Source organism: Bradyrhizobium sp. YCK136, from assembly GCF_044570075.1.
Lineage (GTDB): Bacteria > Pseudomonadota > Alphaproteobacteria > Rhizobiales > Xanthobacteraceae > Bradyrhizobium > Bradyrhizobium diazoefficiens.
Map to the genome: position 1 here is coordinate 9355443 of NZ_CP172424.1, position 17485 is coordinate 9372927.

At 65.6% G+C, this 17485-nt stretch carries 15 protein-coding genes; 11 read left to right on the forward strand and 4 right to left on the reverse strand.

All coding sequences use genetic code 11. The features are described 5' to 3' along the window. Positions 1-5 precede the first annotated feature (5 nt). From ACFLEY_RS45345 to ACFLEY_RS45385, 9 genes are all read left to right on the forward strand, one after another. Entirely contained in the window at positions 6-2084 is a 2079-nt protein-coding gene (locus tag ACFLEY_RS45345) for a HAMP domain-containing sensor histidine kinase (protein WP_060909436.1), read from the forward strand. Further along, on the forward strand, positions 2054-3799 hold the full coding sequence (locus tag ACFLEY_RS45350; protein WP_011083850.1) for a DUF3369 domain-containing protein: 1746 nt from the start codon (positions 2054-2056) through the stop codon (positions 3797-3799). Before ACFLEY_RS45345 ends, ACFLEY_RS45350 begins: the two co-directional genes overlap by 31 nt. Positions 3800-3809: 10 nt before the next feature. After that, entirely contained in the window at positions 3810-4547 is a 738-nt protein-coding gene (locus ACFLEY_RS45355; protein ID WP_011083849.1) for a response regulator, read from the forward strand. A gap of 447 nt (positions 4548-4994) precedes the next feature. Then, the gene (locus ACFLEY_RS45360; RefSeq protein WP_011083848.1) at positions 4995-5606 is read left to right on the forward strand and encodes a sigma-70 family RNA polymerase sigma factor; all 612 of its coding nucleotides are present in this window, start codon (positions 4995-4997) and stop codon (positions 5604-5606) included. Positions 5607-6090: 484 nt separating this feature from the next. Beyond that, positions 6091-6789, forward strand: coding sequence for a cytochrome c biogenesis CcdA family protein (locus ACFLEY_RS45365; RefSeq protein ID WP_011083847.1), 699 nt, complete (start codon positions 6091-6093; stop codon positions 6787-6789). 30 nt (positions 6790-6819) lie between these two features. After that, positions 6820-7383: a thioredoxin family protein gene (locus tag ACFLEY_RS45370; RefSeq protein ID WP_011083846.1), complete on the forward strand. Its 564-nt coding sequence runs from the start codon at positions 6820-6822 to the stop codon at positions 7381-7383. A gap of 103 nt (positions 7384-7486) precedes the next feature. Continuing rightward, positions 7487-8461 carry a hypothetical protein gene (locus tag ACFLEY_RS45375; protein WP_060909437.1) on the forward strand — a complete coding sequence of 325 codons (975 nt, stop codon included), beginning with the start codon at positions 7487-7489 and terminating at the stop codon, positions 8459-8461. Between the two features lie 444 nt (positions 8462-8905). Next, on the forward strand, positions 8906-9499 hold the full coding sequence (locus tag ACFLEY_RS45380; RefSeq protein ID WP_060909438.1) for a L,D-transpeptidase: 594 nt from the start codon (positions 8906-8908) through the stop codon (positions 9497-9499). 57 nt (positions 9500-9556) lie between these two features. Further along, positions 9557-10594 carry an amino acid ABC transporter substrate-binding protein gene (locus ACFLEY_RS45385; protein WP_011083843.1) on the forward strand — a complete coding sequence of 346 codons (1038 nt, stop codon included), beginning with the start codon at positions 9557-9559 and terminating at the stop codon, positions 10592-10594. 276 nt (positions 10595-10870) lie between these two features. Here ACFLEY_RS45385 and ACFLEY_RS45390 read toward each other — a convergent pair whose 3' ends face one another. Together ACFLEY_RS45390 and ACFLEY_RS45395 are read right to left on the reverse strand one after the other, a co-directional pair. Next, complete coding sequence (locus ACFLEY_RS45390) at positions 10871-12010, reverse strand: acyl-CoA dehydrogenase family protein (RefSeq protein ID WP_060909439.1); 1140 nt, start codon at positions 12008-12010, stop codon at positions 10871-10873. Between the two features lie 123 nt (positions 12011-12133). Continuing rightward, positions 12134-13348, reverse strand: coding sequence for an acyl-CoA dehydrogenase family protein (locus ACFLEY_RS45395; RefSeq protein WP_060909440.1), 1215 nt, complete (start codon positions 13346-13348; stop codon positions 12134-12136). Positions 13349-13485: 137 nt separating this feature from the next. Here ACFLEY_RS45395 and ACFLEY_RS45400 point away from each other — a divergent pair, with 137 nt between their 5' ends. Together ACFLEY_RS45400 and ACFLEY_RS45405 are read left to right on the forward strand one after the other, a co-directional pair. After that, on the forward strand, positions 13486-14031 hold the full coding sequence (locus tag ACFLEY_RS45400) for a carboxymuconolactone decarboxylase family protein (RefSeq protein WP_396604452.1): 546 nt from the start codon (positions 13486-13488) through the stop codon (positions 14029-14031). Positions 14032-14121: 90 nt separating this feature from the next. Next, the gene (locus tag ACFLEY_RS45405; RefSeq protein WP_060909441.1) at positions 14122-14616 is read left to right on the forward strand and encodes a VOC family protein; all 495 of its coding nucleotides are present in this window, start codon (positions 14122-14124) and stop codon (positions 14614-14616) included. Between the two features lie 96 nt (positions 14617-14712). On the opposite strand, the gene ACFLEY_RS45410 is transcribed toward ACFLEY_RS45405, so the two are convergent. After that, entirely contained in the window at positions 14713-15951 is a 1239-nt protein-coding gene (locus ACFLEY_RS45410; protein WP_060909442.1) for an MFS transporter, read from the reverse strand. 220 nt (positions 15952-16171) lie between these two features. Beyond that, positions 16172-17419, reverse strand: coding sequence for an MFS transporter (locus ACFLEY_RS45415; RefSeq protein ID WP_060912780.1), 1248 nt, complete (start codon positions 17417-17419; stop codon positions 16172-16174). Positions 17420-17485: the final 66 nt, after the last annotated feature.

Genomic DNA, 17485 nt, shown 5'->3' on the forward strand with positions numbered 1-17485 from the left:
CCTCGTTGCCCGCGTCTGGACACAGCGAGCACGCAGACAGGCAGCCCGGGCCGCTCGGGCGGCTGCGCGCGCGCCTCGTCGGCGCGCTCCGGGCGGTGCCGATCCGCTGGCGCATCCTGTCGATCGCGGCGCTGAACTCCGCCGTGGTGGTGGTGCTGGTGGCGCTGATCTGGAACGGCTCGCAAGTGCTGGGCTCGGCCTGGGACGACGTGCGCCAGGTGCGCGAATCCGACCGGATCCTGGCGCTGCTCGAAAGCGAGACCGGGCGGCTGCACAATCTGATCCACCGCTACATCAACCAGCCGAGCCCGGACCTGTTCGCCGAGATCCTGCTGCTGCGCGAGGCGGTGCTGGGGACCCTCGCCAACCGCGCCGCCAAGGACCCGATGCTGTCGGGCTCGGTCGAGGAGCTGGAGCGCACCACCGACCGCTTCCTCAACGGCTTCGGCGAGCTACGCAGCGTCCAGGCCACCATCGCCAAGACCTATGAGGACCAGGTCCAGGGCCCGGCCAGGGACATGGCGGGCCTGTATTCCATCATCGAAGGCGCCACCGGCCATCGCGACGCGCTGATCTGGCCCTCGCTCGGCAAGTCGCGCGAGGCCTTCACCGCGATGCTGGTCGCGGCCAACTCCTACTATCTGTCGCAGTCGTCAGGCGCGGCCGACGACGCGCGCCACAACACCGAGACGATCGAGAAGACCATCCCCGTGATGATCGACCTCGCCGACAACGACCTCCAGCGCATGGCGCTGCAACGGCTCGCGACCCGCACCGTGGCGCTGCGCGAGGGCTTTGCAAAACTCTCCGAGCAGCTGATGAGCCGCACCGAGCTGCTGCGCAACACCATCGACGCCAGCCAGGCCGAGGCGATCGGCGCCATCGACGACCTCTCGACCAAGATGCGCCAGCGCGAGCAGAAGGCGCAGGAGACGTTCGACCGCACGCTGGCGGATATTTCGCGGCGCGTGCTGTCGATCGCGGTGATCTTCCTCGGCATCATCCTTACCGCCGGCGTGCTGATCGCGCTGTCGATCCGCCTGCCGCTGCAGCAGATCATGGCGGCGATGCGCGCGATCACGCTCGGCGACCTCGACCGCGAGGTGCAGGGCACCAAGGCACGCGACGAGGTCGGGGCCATGGCCCGCGCGGTGGAGGTGTTCCGCGAGAACGCGATCGCCAAGCGTGAGACCGAGGACGAGCTGCGCGCGTCCAAGGAGAAGGCCGAGAGCGCGCTGCTCGAGCTCAACACCGCGCAGCAGAACCTGATCGACGCCGAGCGGCTCGCGGCGCTCGGCGGCCTCGTCGCCGGCGTCGCGCACGAGGTCAACAACCCGATCGGCATCAGCCTCACCGTTGCGTCGAGCTTTGCCCGGCGCAGCGATATCTTCGAGGCGCAGCTCAAGGGCGAGGGCGGCCTGCGCCGCTCGCAGCTCGAGGAGTTCGTGCAGGCCTCGCGCGATGCCTCGCAGCAGCTGGTCGCCAATCTCCAGCGCGCCGGCGAATTGATCCAGTCGTTCAAGCAGGTCGCGGTCGACCGCTCCCATGCCGAGCGGCGGCAGTTCAGCTTGAGCGAAGCCACCGACCAGATCATCGCCAGCCTGCGCCCGGTGCTGAAGCGCTCGCCGATCACGCTCCAGGTGGACGTGCCCGAGGGGCTGCTGCTCGACGGCTACCCCGGCTCCTACGGCCAGATCCTGACCAACCTCTTCCTCAACGCCGCCAACCACGCCTTCGCCGACGGGCGCGCCGGCACGATCACGATCTCGGCGCGGCCGCGCGGGGCCGACGACATCGAGATCATCTTCACCGATGACGGGGCCGGCATGACCCCGGACGTGCAGCGCCAGGCCTTTGACCCATTCTTTACCACCCGGCGCAATGAAGGTGGTACGGGACTTGGCCTCCATATCGTCTATAACCTCGTCACCCAGCAGCTCGGCGGGCGGATGATGCTGGAATCCAAGCTGGGACAAGGCACTACTTTTCGCATTATCATGCCCCGGGTCGCCAAGGGCGGCGCGCAAAGCACAGAGACTGACGGGACTTCTCAATGGCCGAACAGGACGATGTCCTCCACCTGATCGACGACACCGGCACCGCGTCGGAGGATACGGACGCCCGGAAATGGAAGATCGCCGTCATCGACGACGATCCGGCCGTGCATGACGGCACCCGTTTCGCGCTGTCCGATTACAGCCTCAACGGCCAGGGCCTGGAGATCCTCTCCGCCTATTCCGCGGCCGAAGGCCGCAAGCTGATGGCCGCGCACAACGACATCGCCGCGGTGCTGCTCGACGTCATCATGGAGACCGACGTCGCCGGCCTCGAGCTGGTCGAGTTCATCCGCAACGAGATCCGCAACGAGACCGTGCGCATCATCCTGCGCACCGGCCAGCCCGGCCAGGCGCCCGAGCGGCGCGTGATCGTGCAGTACGACATCAACGACTACAAGGCCAAGACCGAGCTCACCGCCGACAAGCTGTTCACCTCGCTGACCGCGGCGCTGCGCTCCTATCAGCAGCTCGAGCGCATGGTGCAGACGCGGCGCGGCCTCGAGATCATCATCGACGCGGCCTCGACGCTGTACGACTTCAAGTCGATGCAGCGGCTCGCCGAGGGCGTGCTGACCCAGCTCGCTTCGCTGCTCAATGTCGATTGCGCCGGAATACTGGTCCTGCGCGACAATGGCGGCGTCGACCCCGAGCTCTCGGTGCTCGCCGGCAGCGGCTGCTACAGCCGCTTCATCGGCACCACGACGTCGAAGGCGCTCGACCCCGACCTGCGCGAGATGGTCGAGGCCGCCTTCCAGCGCCGCAAGAACGAATTCGCCGACCACCGCAGCGTGATCTACTTGCGCACCGGAAGCGGCCGCGAGGTGGTCGTGCTGCTGCAGGCCGAGCGCGAGCTGTCCGAGACCGACCGCTCACTGGTCGAGATCTTCTCCAGCCGGCTCTCGATCGCCTTCGACAACGTCATCCTCTATCAGCAGCTCCAGGACGCCAACACGCAGCTGGAAGACCGCGTCGCCCAGCGCACCCGCGCCCTGATGCAGGCCAACCGCCGCCTCTCGGCGCAGTGGCTGCGGCTGCAGCGCGCCAACGGCTTCAAGAACGAGATCCTGGGCACCGTTGCGCACGATCTGAAGAATCCGCTCGGCGTCATCCTCGGCCGCACCGAGATGCTGAAGGAGCTGATCTCGACCGGCGCCTCGTCCAGCGGCGTGGTCGCCCAGGTCGATCACATCCGCGACGCCACCAAGCGCCTGACCACGATGGTCGATCACCTGATCTCGGACGCGATGGCCGATGCCTTCGACATCACCATCCGCCGCGAGCCGGTCGACGTCGCCGCCCTGGTCAAGGAGGTCGCCGACGCCAACCAGCCGCTCGCCGTCAACAAGCAGCAGGCGATCAGCGTCGCCGCGCCGTCCAACATCGTCACCATGTGCGACACCGACCGCATCCGCGAAGCGATCGACAACCTCATCAGCAACGCCATCAAGTACTCACCGATCGGCGGCAAGATCAGCGTGGCCGTCGCCCATGAGGGCAGCGAGACCATCGTCCGCGTCAGCGACGAGGGCGCCGGCCTGTCGCCGGAGGATCTCGGCCGCCTGTTCGGCCGGTTCCAGCGGCTGTCGGCAAAACCGACCGCCGGCGAGAGCTCGACGGGGCTTGGGCTTTCCATCGTCAAGCGTATTATCGACATGCATGGCGGCGAGGTGACCGCCGACAGCGACGGCCCCGGCAGGGGCTCGACCTTCACCATCACCCTCCCCGCGACCGAACTGCCGTGATCTCAAGACCATGACCCAAAGCCAGCACATCATGATCGTCGACGACGAGGCCCCGGCCCGGGAGATGGTCGGCGATTACCTCAAGATGCACGGCTTCACCGTGACGCTGTGCGACGGCGGCAAGTCGTTGCGCGCCGCGATCGACGGCGGCATGCCCGATCTCGTCGTGCTCGACCTCAACATGCCCGAGGAAGACGGGCTGTCGATCATCCGCGACCTCAAGAGCCGCATCAACGTGCCTGTCATCATGCTCACGGCGACCGCGAGCCCGATCGACCGCGTCGTCGGGCTTGAGCTTGGCGCCGACGACTACGTGGCAAAGCCCTGCGAGCTGCGCGAGCTGATGGCGCGCATCCGCTCGGTGCTGCGCAGAAGCGGGCCGGCCAAGGCCGCGGCGCCGGAGGCTGCGGCGGCGAAATCGGACAAGGATCAGCTGGTCCGCTTCGGCACCAAATGGCTCGACCTCGAAGCCCAGGCGCTGCGCGACGACGAGGGCAACGAGCATCCGCTGACCGCATCGGAGTTCGGGCTGCTCAAGGTGTTCGCGGCCAATCCGAAGCGCGTGCTGTCGCGCGAACGTCTGCTCGAACTGGCCAATGCGCGCGACGCCGAAGCCTTCGACCGCGCCGTGGACCTGCGCATCATGCGCATCCGCCGCAAGATCGAGCCCGACCCGGCAAAACCCGCCGTGATCCGCACCATCCGCGGCGGCGGCTATCTGTTCTCGCCGGCTGGCGAGAAGACGTAGGGGCGCCAGGCAAATACAGCTGTCGTCCCGGACAAGCGCCAGCGCAGATCCGGGACCCATAGCCACGAAATTGGGTTTGGCGAAGACTCGGAGTTACCAGCCTCGCGCCACAACGCCTCCCTGTGATTATGGGTCCCGGATCGGCGCGCGCTTTTGGCGCGCTTGTCCGGGACGACGGCGGAGTGCGGGGCGCGACTGAACGCAAACCCCGAAAATTCGTTCCCGGCGCCTCCGCTCGCTGCCAAATCCCCACCCCCGTATTTTCCGTACATTGAAATTCCACGCTTTTTTGCCCCGAATGTTTCGTCGCGCCCTGTCCGACGAAACAATTTGGCGGCGCACGAAACCATTTTCCGCTTTTCGCGCAGACGTCCCGAAACGGTGGCTGATTAACACTTTGGTCCAAGGAAACGCCGCTCGGTTGCGGCGCTACGGGGAGCCAAGTCTATGCCGAACGTCATCGCCATCAACGCCCAGGCCAGCCAGAGCATCATCGCCGCTCAGGCGACTTCGGACGATATGCTTCTGGAAAGCATTGCCGACGGCAACCGGACGTCGATGCACATCCTGTATTGCCGGCACAATGTGCGGGTTTACCGCTTCATCCTGCGTATCGTGCGTGATGCCACCACCGCGGAAGACCTTGTCAGCCAGGTGTTCCTCGACGTGTGGCGGACCGCCGGCCAGTTCCAGGGCCGCTCGCAGGTCTCGACCTGGCTGCTGTCGATCGCCCGCTTCAAGGCGCTGACCGCGATGCGCCAGCGCCGCTTCGAGGACATCGACCAGGAAGACGTGCGCCAGATCCCTGACGACACCGACACCCCGGAGACCTCGCTCGACCGCAGCGACACCAGCGCCATCCTGCGCGCCTGCGTGCAGAAACTGTCGCCCGCGCATCGCGAGATCATCACCCTCGTCTACTACCACGAGAAGTCCGTGGAGGAGGTCGGTCGGATCATCGGCATCCCCCAGAGCACGGTGAAGACGCGGATGTTCTATGCCCGCAAGCAATTGGCGGATTTGCTTAAGGGCTGCGGCGTCGACCGCTTCGCTGCCTGAAAGCTCATGATTTCAAAGGGATAGGACCGGACCAGCGGCCCTATTCCCGGACACGGAAGTGTTACCGCGGACGAAACAATTGAAACAAACCACAACATCAGGCGGAAAAACTTCTCTCCTATAAAGCTCACATACGGTTTTGCTTAAACCTCCCAAGACTTCCAACGACCCGGACGGGATGCCCCCCTCCGGGTCGTTTTGTGTTTGGGCCTGAGGTGGCCACCGCGAGCCCCGCCTCTCCCGCTTGCGGGAGAGGCCGACGTGCCCGGGCGATGCGAAGCATCGTCCCGCGCGCGGCGGGTGAGGGCTCTCTCCTCTCGGGGAGTATCCCGTTGCGGAGACACCCTCTCCCCAACCCTCCCCCGCGAGCGGGGAGGGAGCGCACCGTCACCCTGATGGGCACCCCGTCACGAAGCCGTGACGCCACGTAACGACTGCCCCTCCCATCCCGAACTGCCCTCGTGACCTCCCTCGCGAGTGGCCCATGCTCGACCTGATCTTCGCCGTCCTTGCCGGCGTCCTCACCATCGCTGCGCCGTGCACGCTGCCGATGCTGCCGATCCTGCTTGGCGCTTCGATCGGACGCGCGGGGCATCTGCGGCCGGCGATGATCGCGCTCGGATTCGTCATCTCGTTCTCGGCGACAGCGCTGCTGCTCGGCGCGATCACCCGGCTGTTCGACTTCGATCCGAACGTGCTGCGCGAAGCGGCGTCCATCCTGCTGCTCGGCTTCGGCCTGTTGATGCTGTGGCCGGCGCCGTTCGAATGGCTGTCGATCCGACTCAATGGCTGGCTCGATCTTGGTGCTGCGAGCGCCGCGCAGCGCGAGGGCGCGCTTGGCGGGCTCATCCTCGGCACCACGCTGGGCCTGGTCTGGACGCCCTGCGCAGGGCCCGTGCTCGGCTCGATCCTGACGCTGGTGGCGACGACGAAGAATGCGACCTGGGCCGGCACGCTGCTGGTCGCCTACGCCATCGGCGCGGCGATCCCGATGCTCGCGATCGCCTATGGCGGACAGGCCGCGACGACGCGCGTGCGCAGCCTCGCGCGCATTTCGCCACGCCTGCAGCAGGGCTTTGGCGTCGTCGTGATCGGCTTCGCGGTCGCCGCCTACTTCCAATACGACACGCTGATCGTGGCGTGGCTCACCGGCTTCTATCCCACCGGCCAGATCGGCCTGTGATTGCTTCGCATCTCAACGGAGGACGCTTCCATGACCTTGAAACTGCTCGCCGTATCCGCAGCCCTGATCGGCATGGCCGTGACCGGCGCCGTGATCCCCGGCATCTGCGACGAGGCCGCACGCGCTGCGCCTGTCGTCAGCGCGGCCGCAAGCCAGCAGACCGCGCCCGACTTCACCGGTATCAACACCTGGTTCAACTCGAAGCCGCTGAGCATCGCCGATCTCCGCGGCAAGGTCGTGCTGGTCGATTTCTGGACCTATGGCTGCGTCAACTGCGTCAACACGCTGCCGCACGTCACCGACCTCTATGCAAAATACAAGGACAAGGGCCTGGTCGTGGTCGGCGTGCACACGCCGGAATTCCCGTTCGAGCGCTCTGCCTCCAATGTGCAGGCCGCCCTGAAGCGTCACGGCATCACCTATCCGGTGGCGCAGGATAACGATTCGAAGACCTGGAACGCCTACAGCAACCAGTATTGGCCGGCGCAATACATCATCGACCAGACCGGCAAGATCGTGTTCCAGCATGCCGGTGAAGGCCGCTACGACGAGATCGACCGGACGGTGGCGAGGCTGCTGAACACCAGCAGCTGACGCGGCACGGACATCGCGCGGCTGGTTTCACCTGACGGCCTTGTTGCTTGACTCCACGGACCCGTCCGTGGAGTTTCGCAACCGACGCAATCAGCCGCCCGCAATGGACGACGCGACCACCAGCAACGACATCCGCCTTCGTGAAGGCTCATCGATCGCGCAGCGGCTGGTCGTGGCCGGCTCTGCGGCGGCCGTTGCGCTCTGCTTCACGCCCGGCCTGTTCACGCACGACACGCTGGAAATCATCATCTCGGTGGTCGCGCTGCTGGTGGGAGCGGGATTTGTCGTCGGCATCATGATGGCGCCGGCGGTGGTGTGGATCATCACACCCGACGAGATCCTGATCGGGCATCAGCGTCCCTTCGGAAAACTCCAGACGCGGATCGTTCCGAAGGACGACATCACGGGGTTGCAAGTTCCCGGCAGCAAGCGGGTGAAGGCCCGCTTTCAGCTGGTCTTCACGCTTGTCTCGGGCGAGCGCCTGACGTCGCCGCCGATCTCGGATGTCACGCATGTGCGCGACACCGTGGCACGGATCGCCACGCAATTCGACGTTCCCCACGTCGAGGAGCCGGTCAATCCGCTCGATGCCAGCAATTCCGAGATGCATCTCGGCGAGCCGCTCGAGGCGTTTTCCGCACGGGACATAAGGATCGTCACACTGATCGCCGTCGCCTTGTCCGCCGTGCCCTACGCCTACAAGCTCTGGCGCGGATGGCCGCCGAGCCATGTCGATATCCTGCTGCTGCCGCTCGGCGCGATCGCGGCGTTCGCCGTGTATCGCTACGCCAACCTCGTGACCGGCGCGTTCTGGATCATCCGCGAGGGCGACATCCGCGTCGAACGCCTGTGGGGCGACGGCCAGCCGCGCACCGACCATATCGAGGGGCACGAGGTGAAGACGATCACCGTCGACCGCCGCGGCCGGTCCGAGGACGAGCACTGCATCGTCACGATCCGGTTGCGCTCGGGCCGACGCTTTCGCAGCCCCCGCATCGGCTCGCGGCTCGAGGCCCGCGCCGTGGGAGCCGAAATCGTGCGGCGGCTCGGGATCGCGGCGGAGAACAACAAGATTTAGTCGATGATGGATGAGACTCGACGAGCCCCCCAACCGAGGTGCGTTCCCTCCCCCCTTGTGGGGGAGGGCTAGGGAGGGGGGTGGCCCCGGAAAAGGTGTCGGTTATTGACGATGCCTCGCATGTGGTTGTGCGACGGAGAGAATCCCCGTGTGGCCCCCCTCCCTGCCCCTCCCCCACAAGGGGGGAGGGAACGGAGAGAGCACTGTGTTGGCCAAACTCGATCGGACTTCAAACATCGCGCTCAGGAATGCCTCAACCCGCGGTCGATGTCGCGAGTACTGCTTTTCGCGCCATCCCTGTTTGTGGCATTGCCGTGGGCCCGTCAAAAAAGCAAAGCATTCTCGTGACATACCAGCCGGGCGCGCCATCAACTTGCCATGAACATGCCCCTGAGATTTGATGGCTTTGAATGATTTGCGCTGTGGCAGCGGGGAGAGCTTGAAATGACGGATTTTCGTCGCCTGACCGGGATGTTCGTGGCCACGATCGGCCTGATCCTGTCCGCACCACAGGCCGTCGCGCAGCAGCCCGACCGCGGCGACGAGCCGGGTCTGGTCGCTGACGACGCCTACCAGCTCGAGCCGGAATGGCAGAAGCAGGTGGTCTACTTCCGCACCACCGAGACGCCGGGCACCATCATCATCTCCACCGCAGAGCGCCACCTCTATCTGGTGCAGCCGGGCGGGCGCGCGATCCGCTACGGCATCGGCGTCGGCCGCGACGGCTTCCAGTGGCAGGGGCTGGTGAACATCACCAACAAGAAGGAATGGCCGGACTGGACGCCGCCGCCCGAGATGATCCAGCGCCAGCCCTATCTGCCGCGCTTCATGGCCGGCGGCCCCGGCAATCCGCTCGGCGCCCGCGCCATGTATCTCGGCACCACCGTGTACCGCATTCACGGCACCAACCGTCCCGATACGATCGGCACCAAGGTGTCCTCGGGCTGCTTCCGTCTCGTCAACAACGACGTCGCCGATCTCTACGATCGCGTCCCTGTCGGCACCAAGGTGGTCATCCGGCAGAAGCCCGAACTCTAAGTTCCCCGCCTTCGCAACACTTCCTTTTCTTCCCGATTATTTCGAGAGAGAGACATCATGCGCACTTTTCGAGGCGGCCTGCTCATCGGGCTCGCGGTCGCCGTGCTGGTCGGCGTGCTCGCCGTCATCTACGAGTTCTACGACACCCGTACCCTGAAGCGTACGGTTCGCCGTGGCGAAGTGCTGTGCGGCGTCAACAAGGGCCTGCCGGGCTTCTCGATCCCCGACGACAAGGGCAACTGGACCGGCTTCGACGTCGATTTCTGCCGCGCGGTGGCGGCGGCGATCTTCAACGATCCGGCCAAGGCGAAGTTCGTCGCGCTCGACGCCAGCGAGCGCTTCAAGGAATTGCAGAGCCGGAAGGTGGACATCCTCTCGCGCAACTCGACCTGGAGCATGGCGCGCGAGCTCGACTACGACCTCTATTTCCCGGCGGTCGCCTATTACGACGGCGCGGGCTTCATGCTGCCGCGTTCGCGCAACAAGGAGACGTCGCTGGACCTGACCGGCAGCAAGGTCTGCGTGCAGACCGGGACCACGACGGCGCTCAACGTCTCCGACTACTTCCGCGCCAACAACATGAAGTACGAAGAGGTGAAGTTCGACAAGCTGGACGACGTGGTGAAGGCCTACGACACCGGCAAGTGCGATACGCTCTCCGCCGACGTCTCGCAGCTCTACGCGCTGCGGCTGAACCTGTCGAAGCCCGGCGATCACATGATCCTGCCGGACATGATCTCCAAGGAGCCGCTCGCCCCCGTGGTGCGCCAGCGCGACGACGACTGGATGATGATCGTGAAGTGGACGCTGTACGCGATGATCAACGCCGAAGAACTTGGCGTCTCCTCCGAGAACATCGACGAGGCGCTGAAGTCGAAGAAGCCGGAAGTGATGCGCCTCGTCGGCACCGAAGGCAATTACGGCGAGCAGCTCGGCCTCACCAAGGACTGGGTCGTCCGCATCATCCGCAATGTCGGCAATTACGGCGAGATGTACGAGCGCAATATCGGCGAGAAGTCGAAGCTGAAGATTCCGCGCGGCATGAACCAGCTGTGGAACGCCGGCGGCGTGCAGTACGCGCCGCCGATGCGGTAACGGCGGTTCCTCCGCCGTCATTGCGAGGAGCGCAGCGACGAAGCAATCCAGAATCCCGCTGCGGTGACAGTCTGGATTGCTTCGCTGCGCTCGCAATGACTAGATGAGGCACGAGCTTTCCACACTCTCAACCGTCATCGCCCGCGAAGGCGGGCGATCCAGTATTCCAGAGCCAGTTGTTGTTGATCGAGACGCCGCGGCGTACTGGGTCGCCCGGTCAAGCCGGGCGACGACACTGATTGTGAGGCGGCGTCCTGCGCCTCACGTCCACCCGCCTCAATATCCCCGCGCCCTTGCCAACTGCTCGGTGTGGTAATTCGCATCCCCGAATAGCTCCTCGCACACCCGTGCGCGCTTCATGAAGAAGCCGATGTCGAACTGGTCGGTCATGCCCATGCCGCCATGCATCTGCACGCCTTCCTGGACCGCGCGCGTGGCGGTGGTGCCGGCGCGGGCTTTTGCGACCGCGACGGCTGACGTGGCTTTGGCGACGTCAGCATCCAGCGCCTGGAGCGCCTTCATCACCGCGGCGCGGGTGATCTCGATGTCGACATAGAGCTCGGCGGCGCGATGCTGCAGCGCCTGGAATTCGCCGATCAGCTTGCCGAACTGCTTGCGACTCTTCAGGTACTCGACGGTGCGATTGAACACTTCGTCGCTGAGGCCCACCATTTCGGCGGCCACCGCGCCGCGGCCGATATCGAGCACGCCGTCGAGCAGACCGGCAGCCTGATCGACCTCGCCGAGCACGCTGTCGGCATTGACCTCGACATTGGCAAGCTCGATCCGCGCAGCGTTGTGCGCATCGACCATGATGGTGCGCTCGATCGCGACGCCCTTGGCTTTGGGGTTGACCAGGAACAGCGTCAGGCCGTCGCGCTCACCGGCGGAGCCCGCGGTGCGTGCGGCGACGATCAGGAGATCGGCGACGTGACCGTCGACGACCAGGGCCTTGGCACCGGAGAGCTTGAAGCCGTTGCCGGCGCGCACGGCCTGGAGGCTGGTCCGGAGCGGGCGATGCTTGGCGCCCTCGTCGATCGCGAGCGTCGCCAGCAGCGAGCCGTTGGAAATCTTCGGCAAATATTCCGACTTCTGCGCGGCATTGCCGCCGCGGTTCAACGCCGAGGCTGCGACCACGCTGGTGGCGAGGAAGGGCGACGGCATCAAGGTGCGGCCGATCTCCTCCATCACGACGCCGGCCTCGACGAAGCCGAGGCCGGAGCCGCCGAACTCTTCCGGCACGAGCAGGCCGGCAAAGCCCATCTCGGCGAAGGAATGCCAGAACTCCTTGGAGAAGCCGGTCGGATCCCTGGAGTCGCGCAAGTGGCGCAGGTGCGACACCGGCGCCTTGTCGCTGATCAGCCCGCGCGCAGAGTCACGGAGCATCGATTGTTCTTCGGTGAGGACGAGGGCCATGGCTTCAGTCTCTAGCGTCTTTGTAAATCTGTTGGTGTCATTCCGGGGCGCGTCGAAGACGCGAACCCGGAATCTCGAGGTTCCGGGTTCGGTCCTGCGGACCGCCCCGGAACGACGGCGGAGTTAGGCCCCCGGCAGATCGAGGATGCGCTTGGCGACGATGCCGAGCATCACTTCGGACGTGCCGCCCTCGATCGAGTTGGCCTTGGTGCGCAGCCAGGCGCGCGGACGGGCGCCCTGCTTGGAGCGCTCGCTCTCCCATTCCAGCGCATCGACGCCGCCGGCCGACATCAGGATCTCGTAGCGGCGCTTGTTGAGCTCGGTGCCGTAATATTTCATCGCGGAGGAGAACGCCGGATGCGCCTGCCCCGCCTTGGCGAGATCGACGGCACGCTCGGCGCAGGCGGCTAGCGCGGCTTCATCGACATCGAAGCTCGCGATCTTGCCGCGCAGCATCGCATCGTCGAGGCGACCTTGCGCATCGCTGCCGACGGAATCGGCTGCGATCTGGCCGAGCGGACGGCCGACGCCGCGCTCGCCCATGCCCGAGATCATCGCGCGCTCGTGCTGGAGCAGATACTTCGCGACGTCCCAGCCGCGGTTGACGGTGCCGACCACATGCGATTTCGGCACGCGGACGCCGTCGAAGAAGGTCTCGCAGAACGGCGAGTAGCCGGAGATCAGGAGGATCGGCTTGGTCGTCACGCCCTTCGAGGTCATGTCGAACAGGATGAAGCTGATGCCGTCGTGCTTCTTAGCGGCCGGATCGGTGCGGACGAGGCAGAAGATCCAGTCGGCATAGTTGGCGTAGGAGGTCCAGATCTTCGAGCCGGTGATGACGAAATCATCGCCGTCGCTCTCGGCGCGGGTCTGGAGCGAAGCGAGATCGGAGCCGGCGTTCGGCTCGGAATAGCCCTGGCACCAGCGGATCAGGCCCGCCGCGATCTTTGGCAGGTGCTCCTTCTTCTGCGCCTCGTTGCCGTATTTCAGCAGCGCCGGCCCGAGCATCCAGATGCCGAAGCTCGACAGCGGCGGCCGCGCGCCCATCTTGGCCATCTCTGCGCGCAGCACCTTGTGCTCGGCAGCGCTCAATCCGCCGCCGCCATATTCCTTCGGCCAATCCGGCACGGTCCAGCCCTTGTCGCGCATGCGTTCGAACCAGATGCGCTGCGGCTCGGACGAGAATTTTGCGTTGCGCCCGCCCCAGAACACGTCGGCGTCCGACGTTGCGGGCTTGCGCATTTCCGGCGGGCAGTTGGCTTCAAGCCAGGCGCGCGTCTCGTTGCGGAATGTTTCGAGATCGGCCGTTTCAGAATCGCTGGTTTTAGAGTCAGTCATTGGTCGTTTCCATCAATCAAAATCGACTTGTTGGGCGCGACTCTGGGCCATCGCACCGTGGAATTCAACCACTTCCGCAGGCGCATTCGGCTATAGTCGCGACCACGACGGTGCTTGAAAACAAAGAGGAAACGAGAATGCGCCTGACACTTCTTTCGCCTGGCGAAATGAACGAGAGCCAGCGGCAGACCTATGACGAGTCGATTGCCGGCAAGCGCGGCAAGCCGCCGGCACCGATGATGGCCTGGCTCAACAGCCCGGAGATGGCCCGTCACGCGACACGGCTCGGCGAAGTGCTGCGCTTCGATACGATTTTCCCCGCCAAGCTTTCGGAGATCGCGATCCTGGTGACGGCGCGGCACTGGACCGCGCATTACGAATGGTACTCGCACAAGCGCCTCGCGCTTGCAGGCGGCATGGATCCAAAAATCATCGACGCGATCCGCGACCGCCGCACGCCTGAGTTCGACGATCCCAAGGCCAGGATGATCTACGACGTCGCGAAGTCGCTGCATGAGGGCCGCGGCGTCGAGAAGGGCCTCTATGATGAGGCGGTGAAGTTGCTCGGCGAACGCGGCGTGGTCGAGGTGATCGGGCTGTGCGGCTACTACACAATGGTGTCGATGACGCTGAACACGTTCGAGTTCGGGCTGCCCGAGGGCGAGGAGCCGGAGCTCTCTTAGTTTCCCATCCGGAAACGCTGGGTTTCGGGATAGGCCAGTGGCACTGTCCCGGGGCGCGGCCTATGTGGGGTTGATCAACGGAGCATTGCCATGTCGCAGAACCCAGCCGTCCATGCCGGCACCCGGATCGGCCACGTTCATCTCAAGGTCGCCGATCTCGATCGCGCGCTCGGCTTCTATTGCGGCGCGCTCGGCTTCGAATTGATGCAGCGCATGGGCTCGGGCGCGGCCTTCATCTCGGCCGGCGGCTATCATCACCACATCGGGCTCAATACCTGGGAGAGCAAGGGCGGCTCGCCGCCGCCGCCGGGCACCACCGGCCTGTTTCATACCGCGATCCTCTACCCGACGCGCCCCGCGCTGGCGGATGCGCTGCACCGGGTGCTTTCGGCCGGCATTGCGCTCGACGGCGCGAGCGACCACGGCGTCAGCGAGGCGCTTTACCTGCGCGATCCCGACCAGAACGGCGTCGAGCTGTATTGGGATCGGCCGAGGGAGCAATGGCCGTTCGGACCGGATGGCAAGCTTGCGATGATTACGAAGCGGCTGGATGTGGAGGCGTTGCTGCGGCAGCGGGAGGCGTGATGTCGTAGGGTGGGCAAAGCGAAGCGTGCCCACCAATTCTTTCGACACGATTGGAGAGTCGGGCGGTGGGCACGGCGCTACGCGCCTTTGCCCACCCTACGAGAGCTTCGTCCGCGGCCTCCCCCGCACCATGATCAGCGCCGCCGCCGCCACCTCCAGCGCGACACACAGATAGAACGGCAGCGCATAGCCGCCGGAGAAGTCGCGCAGGAAGCCGACCACGCCGGGGCCGAACGCGTAGGTCACCTGGTTGATCGCGGTGTTCAGGCTGATCAACACGCCGAACGAGGCGGAATCGAACTCCTGCTGCACGATCAGCGAGGGCAGCGTGATGAGGTTGCCGACCGAGAAGCCGAACATGGCGCAAGCCGCAATCAGCACGTAGTCGTTGTGCAGGTTGATGACGACGCACAACGCCGCGGCCTGGCTCAGGAACGACAGCGCCGAGGCGAGGCGCTGGTTGAGCCGGTCGATCACCATCGAGAACAGCACGCGGCCGACCACCGCCATTGCCGTCAGCACGGCGACGGCTACCGCGGCGCGCTCGCGGCCGATCACCGGGTCGAGGAACGAGATCAGGTGCACGATGAAGCCGACTTGCGCGAACAGCACCAGCGCGAAGGCAATCGTCACCGTGAGGAAGCCGACGTCGCGCAGCGCGTGCGCGCGGATTTGCGCCGACGATTGCGGCTTTGCCTTCGCTGCCGCATGCCAGCCATGGTGCTCGGGCGGCCGGCCGACGGCGAGCAGGATCACCGGCACGAGCAGCACCAGCATGGCGCCTGCGGTGGCGTACATCGCCGTCGCGAATCCAACATGGCTGATCATGGTCACCAGCAGCGGCACGCCGACAATGCCGCCGAAGCTGGCGCCGTTCAGCGCGAGGCTGATCGCCATGCCGCGCTTGTGGTCGAACCATAGGCTGATCGTGTTGGTGATCATGGCGAGACTGGTGCCGGCCCAGCCGAAGGCGAGCACGGCGTCGGCGAGATAAAGCTGCCAGGGCTCGCGCACCGCGCCGATCGCGACCGCCGCGGCGGCCATCGCCAGCGTGCCCGCGATCAGGCAGAGGCGCGGGCCGTATTTTCGGACGGCCTCGCCGACGAAGACGACGAGCAGCGCACCGAACAGATAGAAGAACGTCGTCCCCGCGGAGATCAGCGAGGCCGGCCAGCCCCGCGCGCGCTGGAGCTCGGCGACATAGACGCTCTGGCCATAAAAGCCGAGCCCCCAGCCGAAGGTCGCGAGCAGGAAGCAAGCCGCGACGATGCGCCAGCCTTCATAGCGGAGGGAGGATTCGTCGATCGGAGCTGCGTGGCGGGGATTGTCGAGCATTTCTTTGCTCCTCGCCGTCATTCCGGGGCGATGCAAAGCATCGAACCCGGAATCTCGAGATTCCGGGTTCACCCTTCGGGTGCCCCGGAATGACGGCAGAAAATGAAGGACGTTGCTGGCCTGACGAGCCTGTTCATGACGAGCATCATGTAACAACGCGGCTCCCAAAAATCACTTCGACCTGGATCGAAGTATCAACGTTGCTGACAGCCTCCCGCCATCAGACCGCGTCCGGGAACTCGCCCATGGCGGCGTCCAGCCGCGCCTTGCGGCGGCGCGCCCAGGAGACGAGCGAGAGCACGGCAAGCCCCAGCACGACCGGCGGGAACACCACCATGTTCACCGCGGACCAGCCGTAATTGGCGAGCAATTGCCCTGACGAGAACGAGCCGATCGCCATCATGCCGAACACCAGGAAATCGTTGAAGGCCTGCACCTTGTTGCGCTCCTGCGGCCGGTGCGTCTCCAAGACCAGGGCGGAGGCGCCGATGAAGGAGAAATTCCACCCCACGCCGAGCACGATCAGCGTGGCCCAGAAATGCATCGCCGTGAGGCCGGAGAGACCGATGGTGGCCGCGCCGGCCTCGAGCAGCAGGCCGGCGGCGACGATCTTCGGTGCGCCGAAGCGCGCGATCAGCGCGCCGGTGAAGAAGCTCGGCCCGTACATGGCGACGATGTGCCATTGAATGCCGAAATTGGAATCGGAAACGCTGAGGCCGCACAGCTTCATGGCGAGCGGCGCCGAGGTCATCACCAGATTCATCATGGGATAGGAGATGACGCCGCACAGCGCCGCCGCGATGAAGCGCGGCTGGGTCACGATCGTGAGCAGCGGCCGGCCGCCATGCAGATCGGCCGGCGCCGGCTTCGGCATGTCGACGCCGGCGACGATGCCCATGGCGACCAGCGCCACCGCAGCCTGCACCAGGAAGCTGAAGGCGAACAGATAGGGCTGCCAGACATCCATGGTCCACTGCACGAGCTGCGGACCGAGCACGCCGGCGAACACGCCGCCCGCCATCACCCAGGACACCGCCTTGGGCCGGTAGACCGCGCTGGCGCCATCGGCGGCGGCGAAGCGATAGGACTGCGCCACCGAGCCATAGAGACCACCGAGAAAGGTCGCGATGCAGAACAGCGCGAACGAGCCGTGCAGGATGGCGAACGAGCCGAGCAGGCCGGTGAGCGCGCCCAGACCGGTACCGATGACGAAGGCGGCGCGGCGGCCGAAACGGCGCGAGATCGCGCCGGTCGGCAGCGTGCCGGCAGCAAGGCCCACCACATACATCGAGATCGGCACGGTCGCGAACGACATGTCGGGCGCGAGCTTGGCGCCGACGATCGCGCCGGTGGCGAAGATCACAGCCGAGTTGGCGCCGGTCAGCGCCTGCGCGGCAGCAAGGCGCACCACATTGGCACGCACGCGGGCGTCGGCGGCGATCTGATTGGCTGAAGTCACGTCAAGCATCGGCATTTCCGCCCCAACGGGCTCACAAGGGCTTTGTTGATTCCCGGCACTATGGAGCGGCGCGGG

Excerpts from the sequence above, each read along its gene's own strand:
- ACFLEY_RS45360 (WP_011083848.1), top strand. The coding sequence starts at position 4,995 with ATGCCGAACGTCATCGCCATCAACGCCCAGGCCAGCCAGAGCATCATC.
- ACFLEY_RS45370 (WP_011083846.1), top strand. The coding sequence starts at position 6,820 with ATGACCTTGAAACTGCTCGCCGTATCCGCAGCCCTGATCGGCATGGCC.
- ACFLEY_RS45385 (WP_011083843.1), top strand. The coding sequence starts at position 9,557 with ATGCGCACTTTTCGAGGCGGCCTGCTCATCGGGCTCGCGGTCGCCGTG.
- ACFLEY_RS45400 (WP_396604452.1), top strand. The coding sequence starts at position 13,486 with ATGCGCCTGACACTTCTTTCGCCTGGCGAAATGAACGAGAGCCAGCGG.
- ACFLEY_RS45365 (WP_011083847.1), top strand. The coding sequence starts at position 6,091 with ATGCTCGACCTGATCTTCGCCGTCCTTGCCGGCGTCCTCACCATCGCT.
- ACFLEY_RS45375 (WP_060909437.1), top strand. The coding sequence starts at position 7,487 with ATGGACGACGCGACCACCAGCAACGACATCCGCCTTCGTGAAGGCTCA.
- ACFLEY_RS45415 (WP_060912780.1), bottom strand. The coding sequence starts at position 17,419 with ATGCTTGACGTGACTTCAGCCAATCAGATCGCCGCCGACGCCCGCGTG.
- ACFLEY_RS45355 (WP_011083849.1), top strand. The coding sequence starts at position 3,810 with ATGACCCAAAGCCAGCACATCATGATCGTCGACGACGAGGCCCCGGCC.
- ACFLEY_RS45410 (WP_060909442.1), bottom strand. The coding sequence starts at position 15,951 with ATGCTCGACAATCCCCGCCACGCAGCTCCGATCGACGAATCCTCCCTC.
- ACFLEY_RS45350 (WP_011083850.1), top strand. The coding sequence starts at position 2,054 with ATGGCCGAACAGGACGATGTCCTCCACCTGATCGACGACACCGGCACC.
- ACFLEY_RS45390 (WP_060909439.1), bottom strand. The coding sequence starts at position 12,010 with ATGGCCCTCGTCCTCACCGAAGAACAATCGATGCTCCGTGACTCTGCG.
- ACFLEY_RS45395 (WP_060909440.1), bottom strand. The coding sequence starts at position 13,348 with ATGACTGACTCTAAAACCAGCGATTCTGAAACGGCCGATCTCGAAACA.
- ACFLEY_RS45380 (WP_060909438.1), top strand. The coding sequence starts at position 8,906 with ATGACGGATTTTCGTCGCCTGACCGGGATGTTCGTGGCCACGATCGGC.
- ACFLEY_RS45405 (WP_060909441.1), top strand. The coding sequence starts at position 14,122 with ATGTCGCAGAACCCAGCCGTCCATGCCGGCACCCGGATCGGCCACGTT.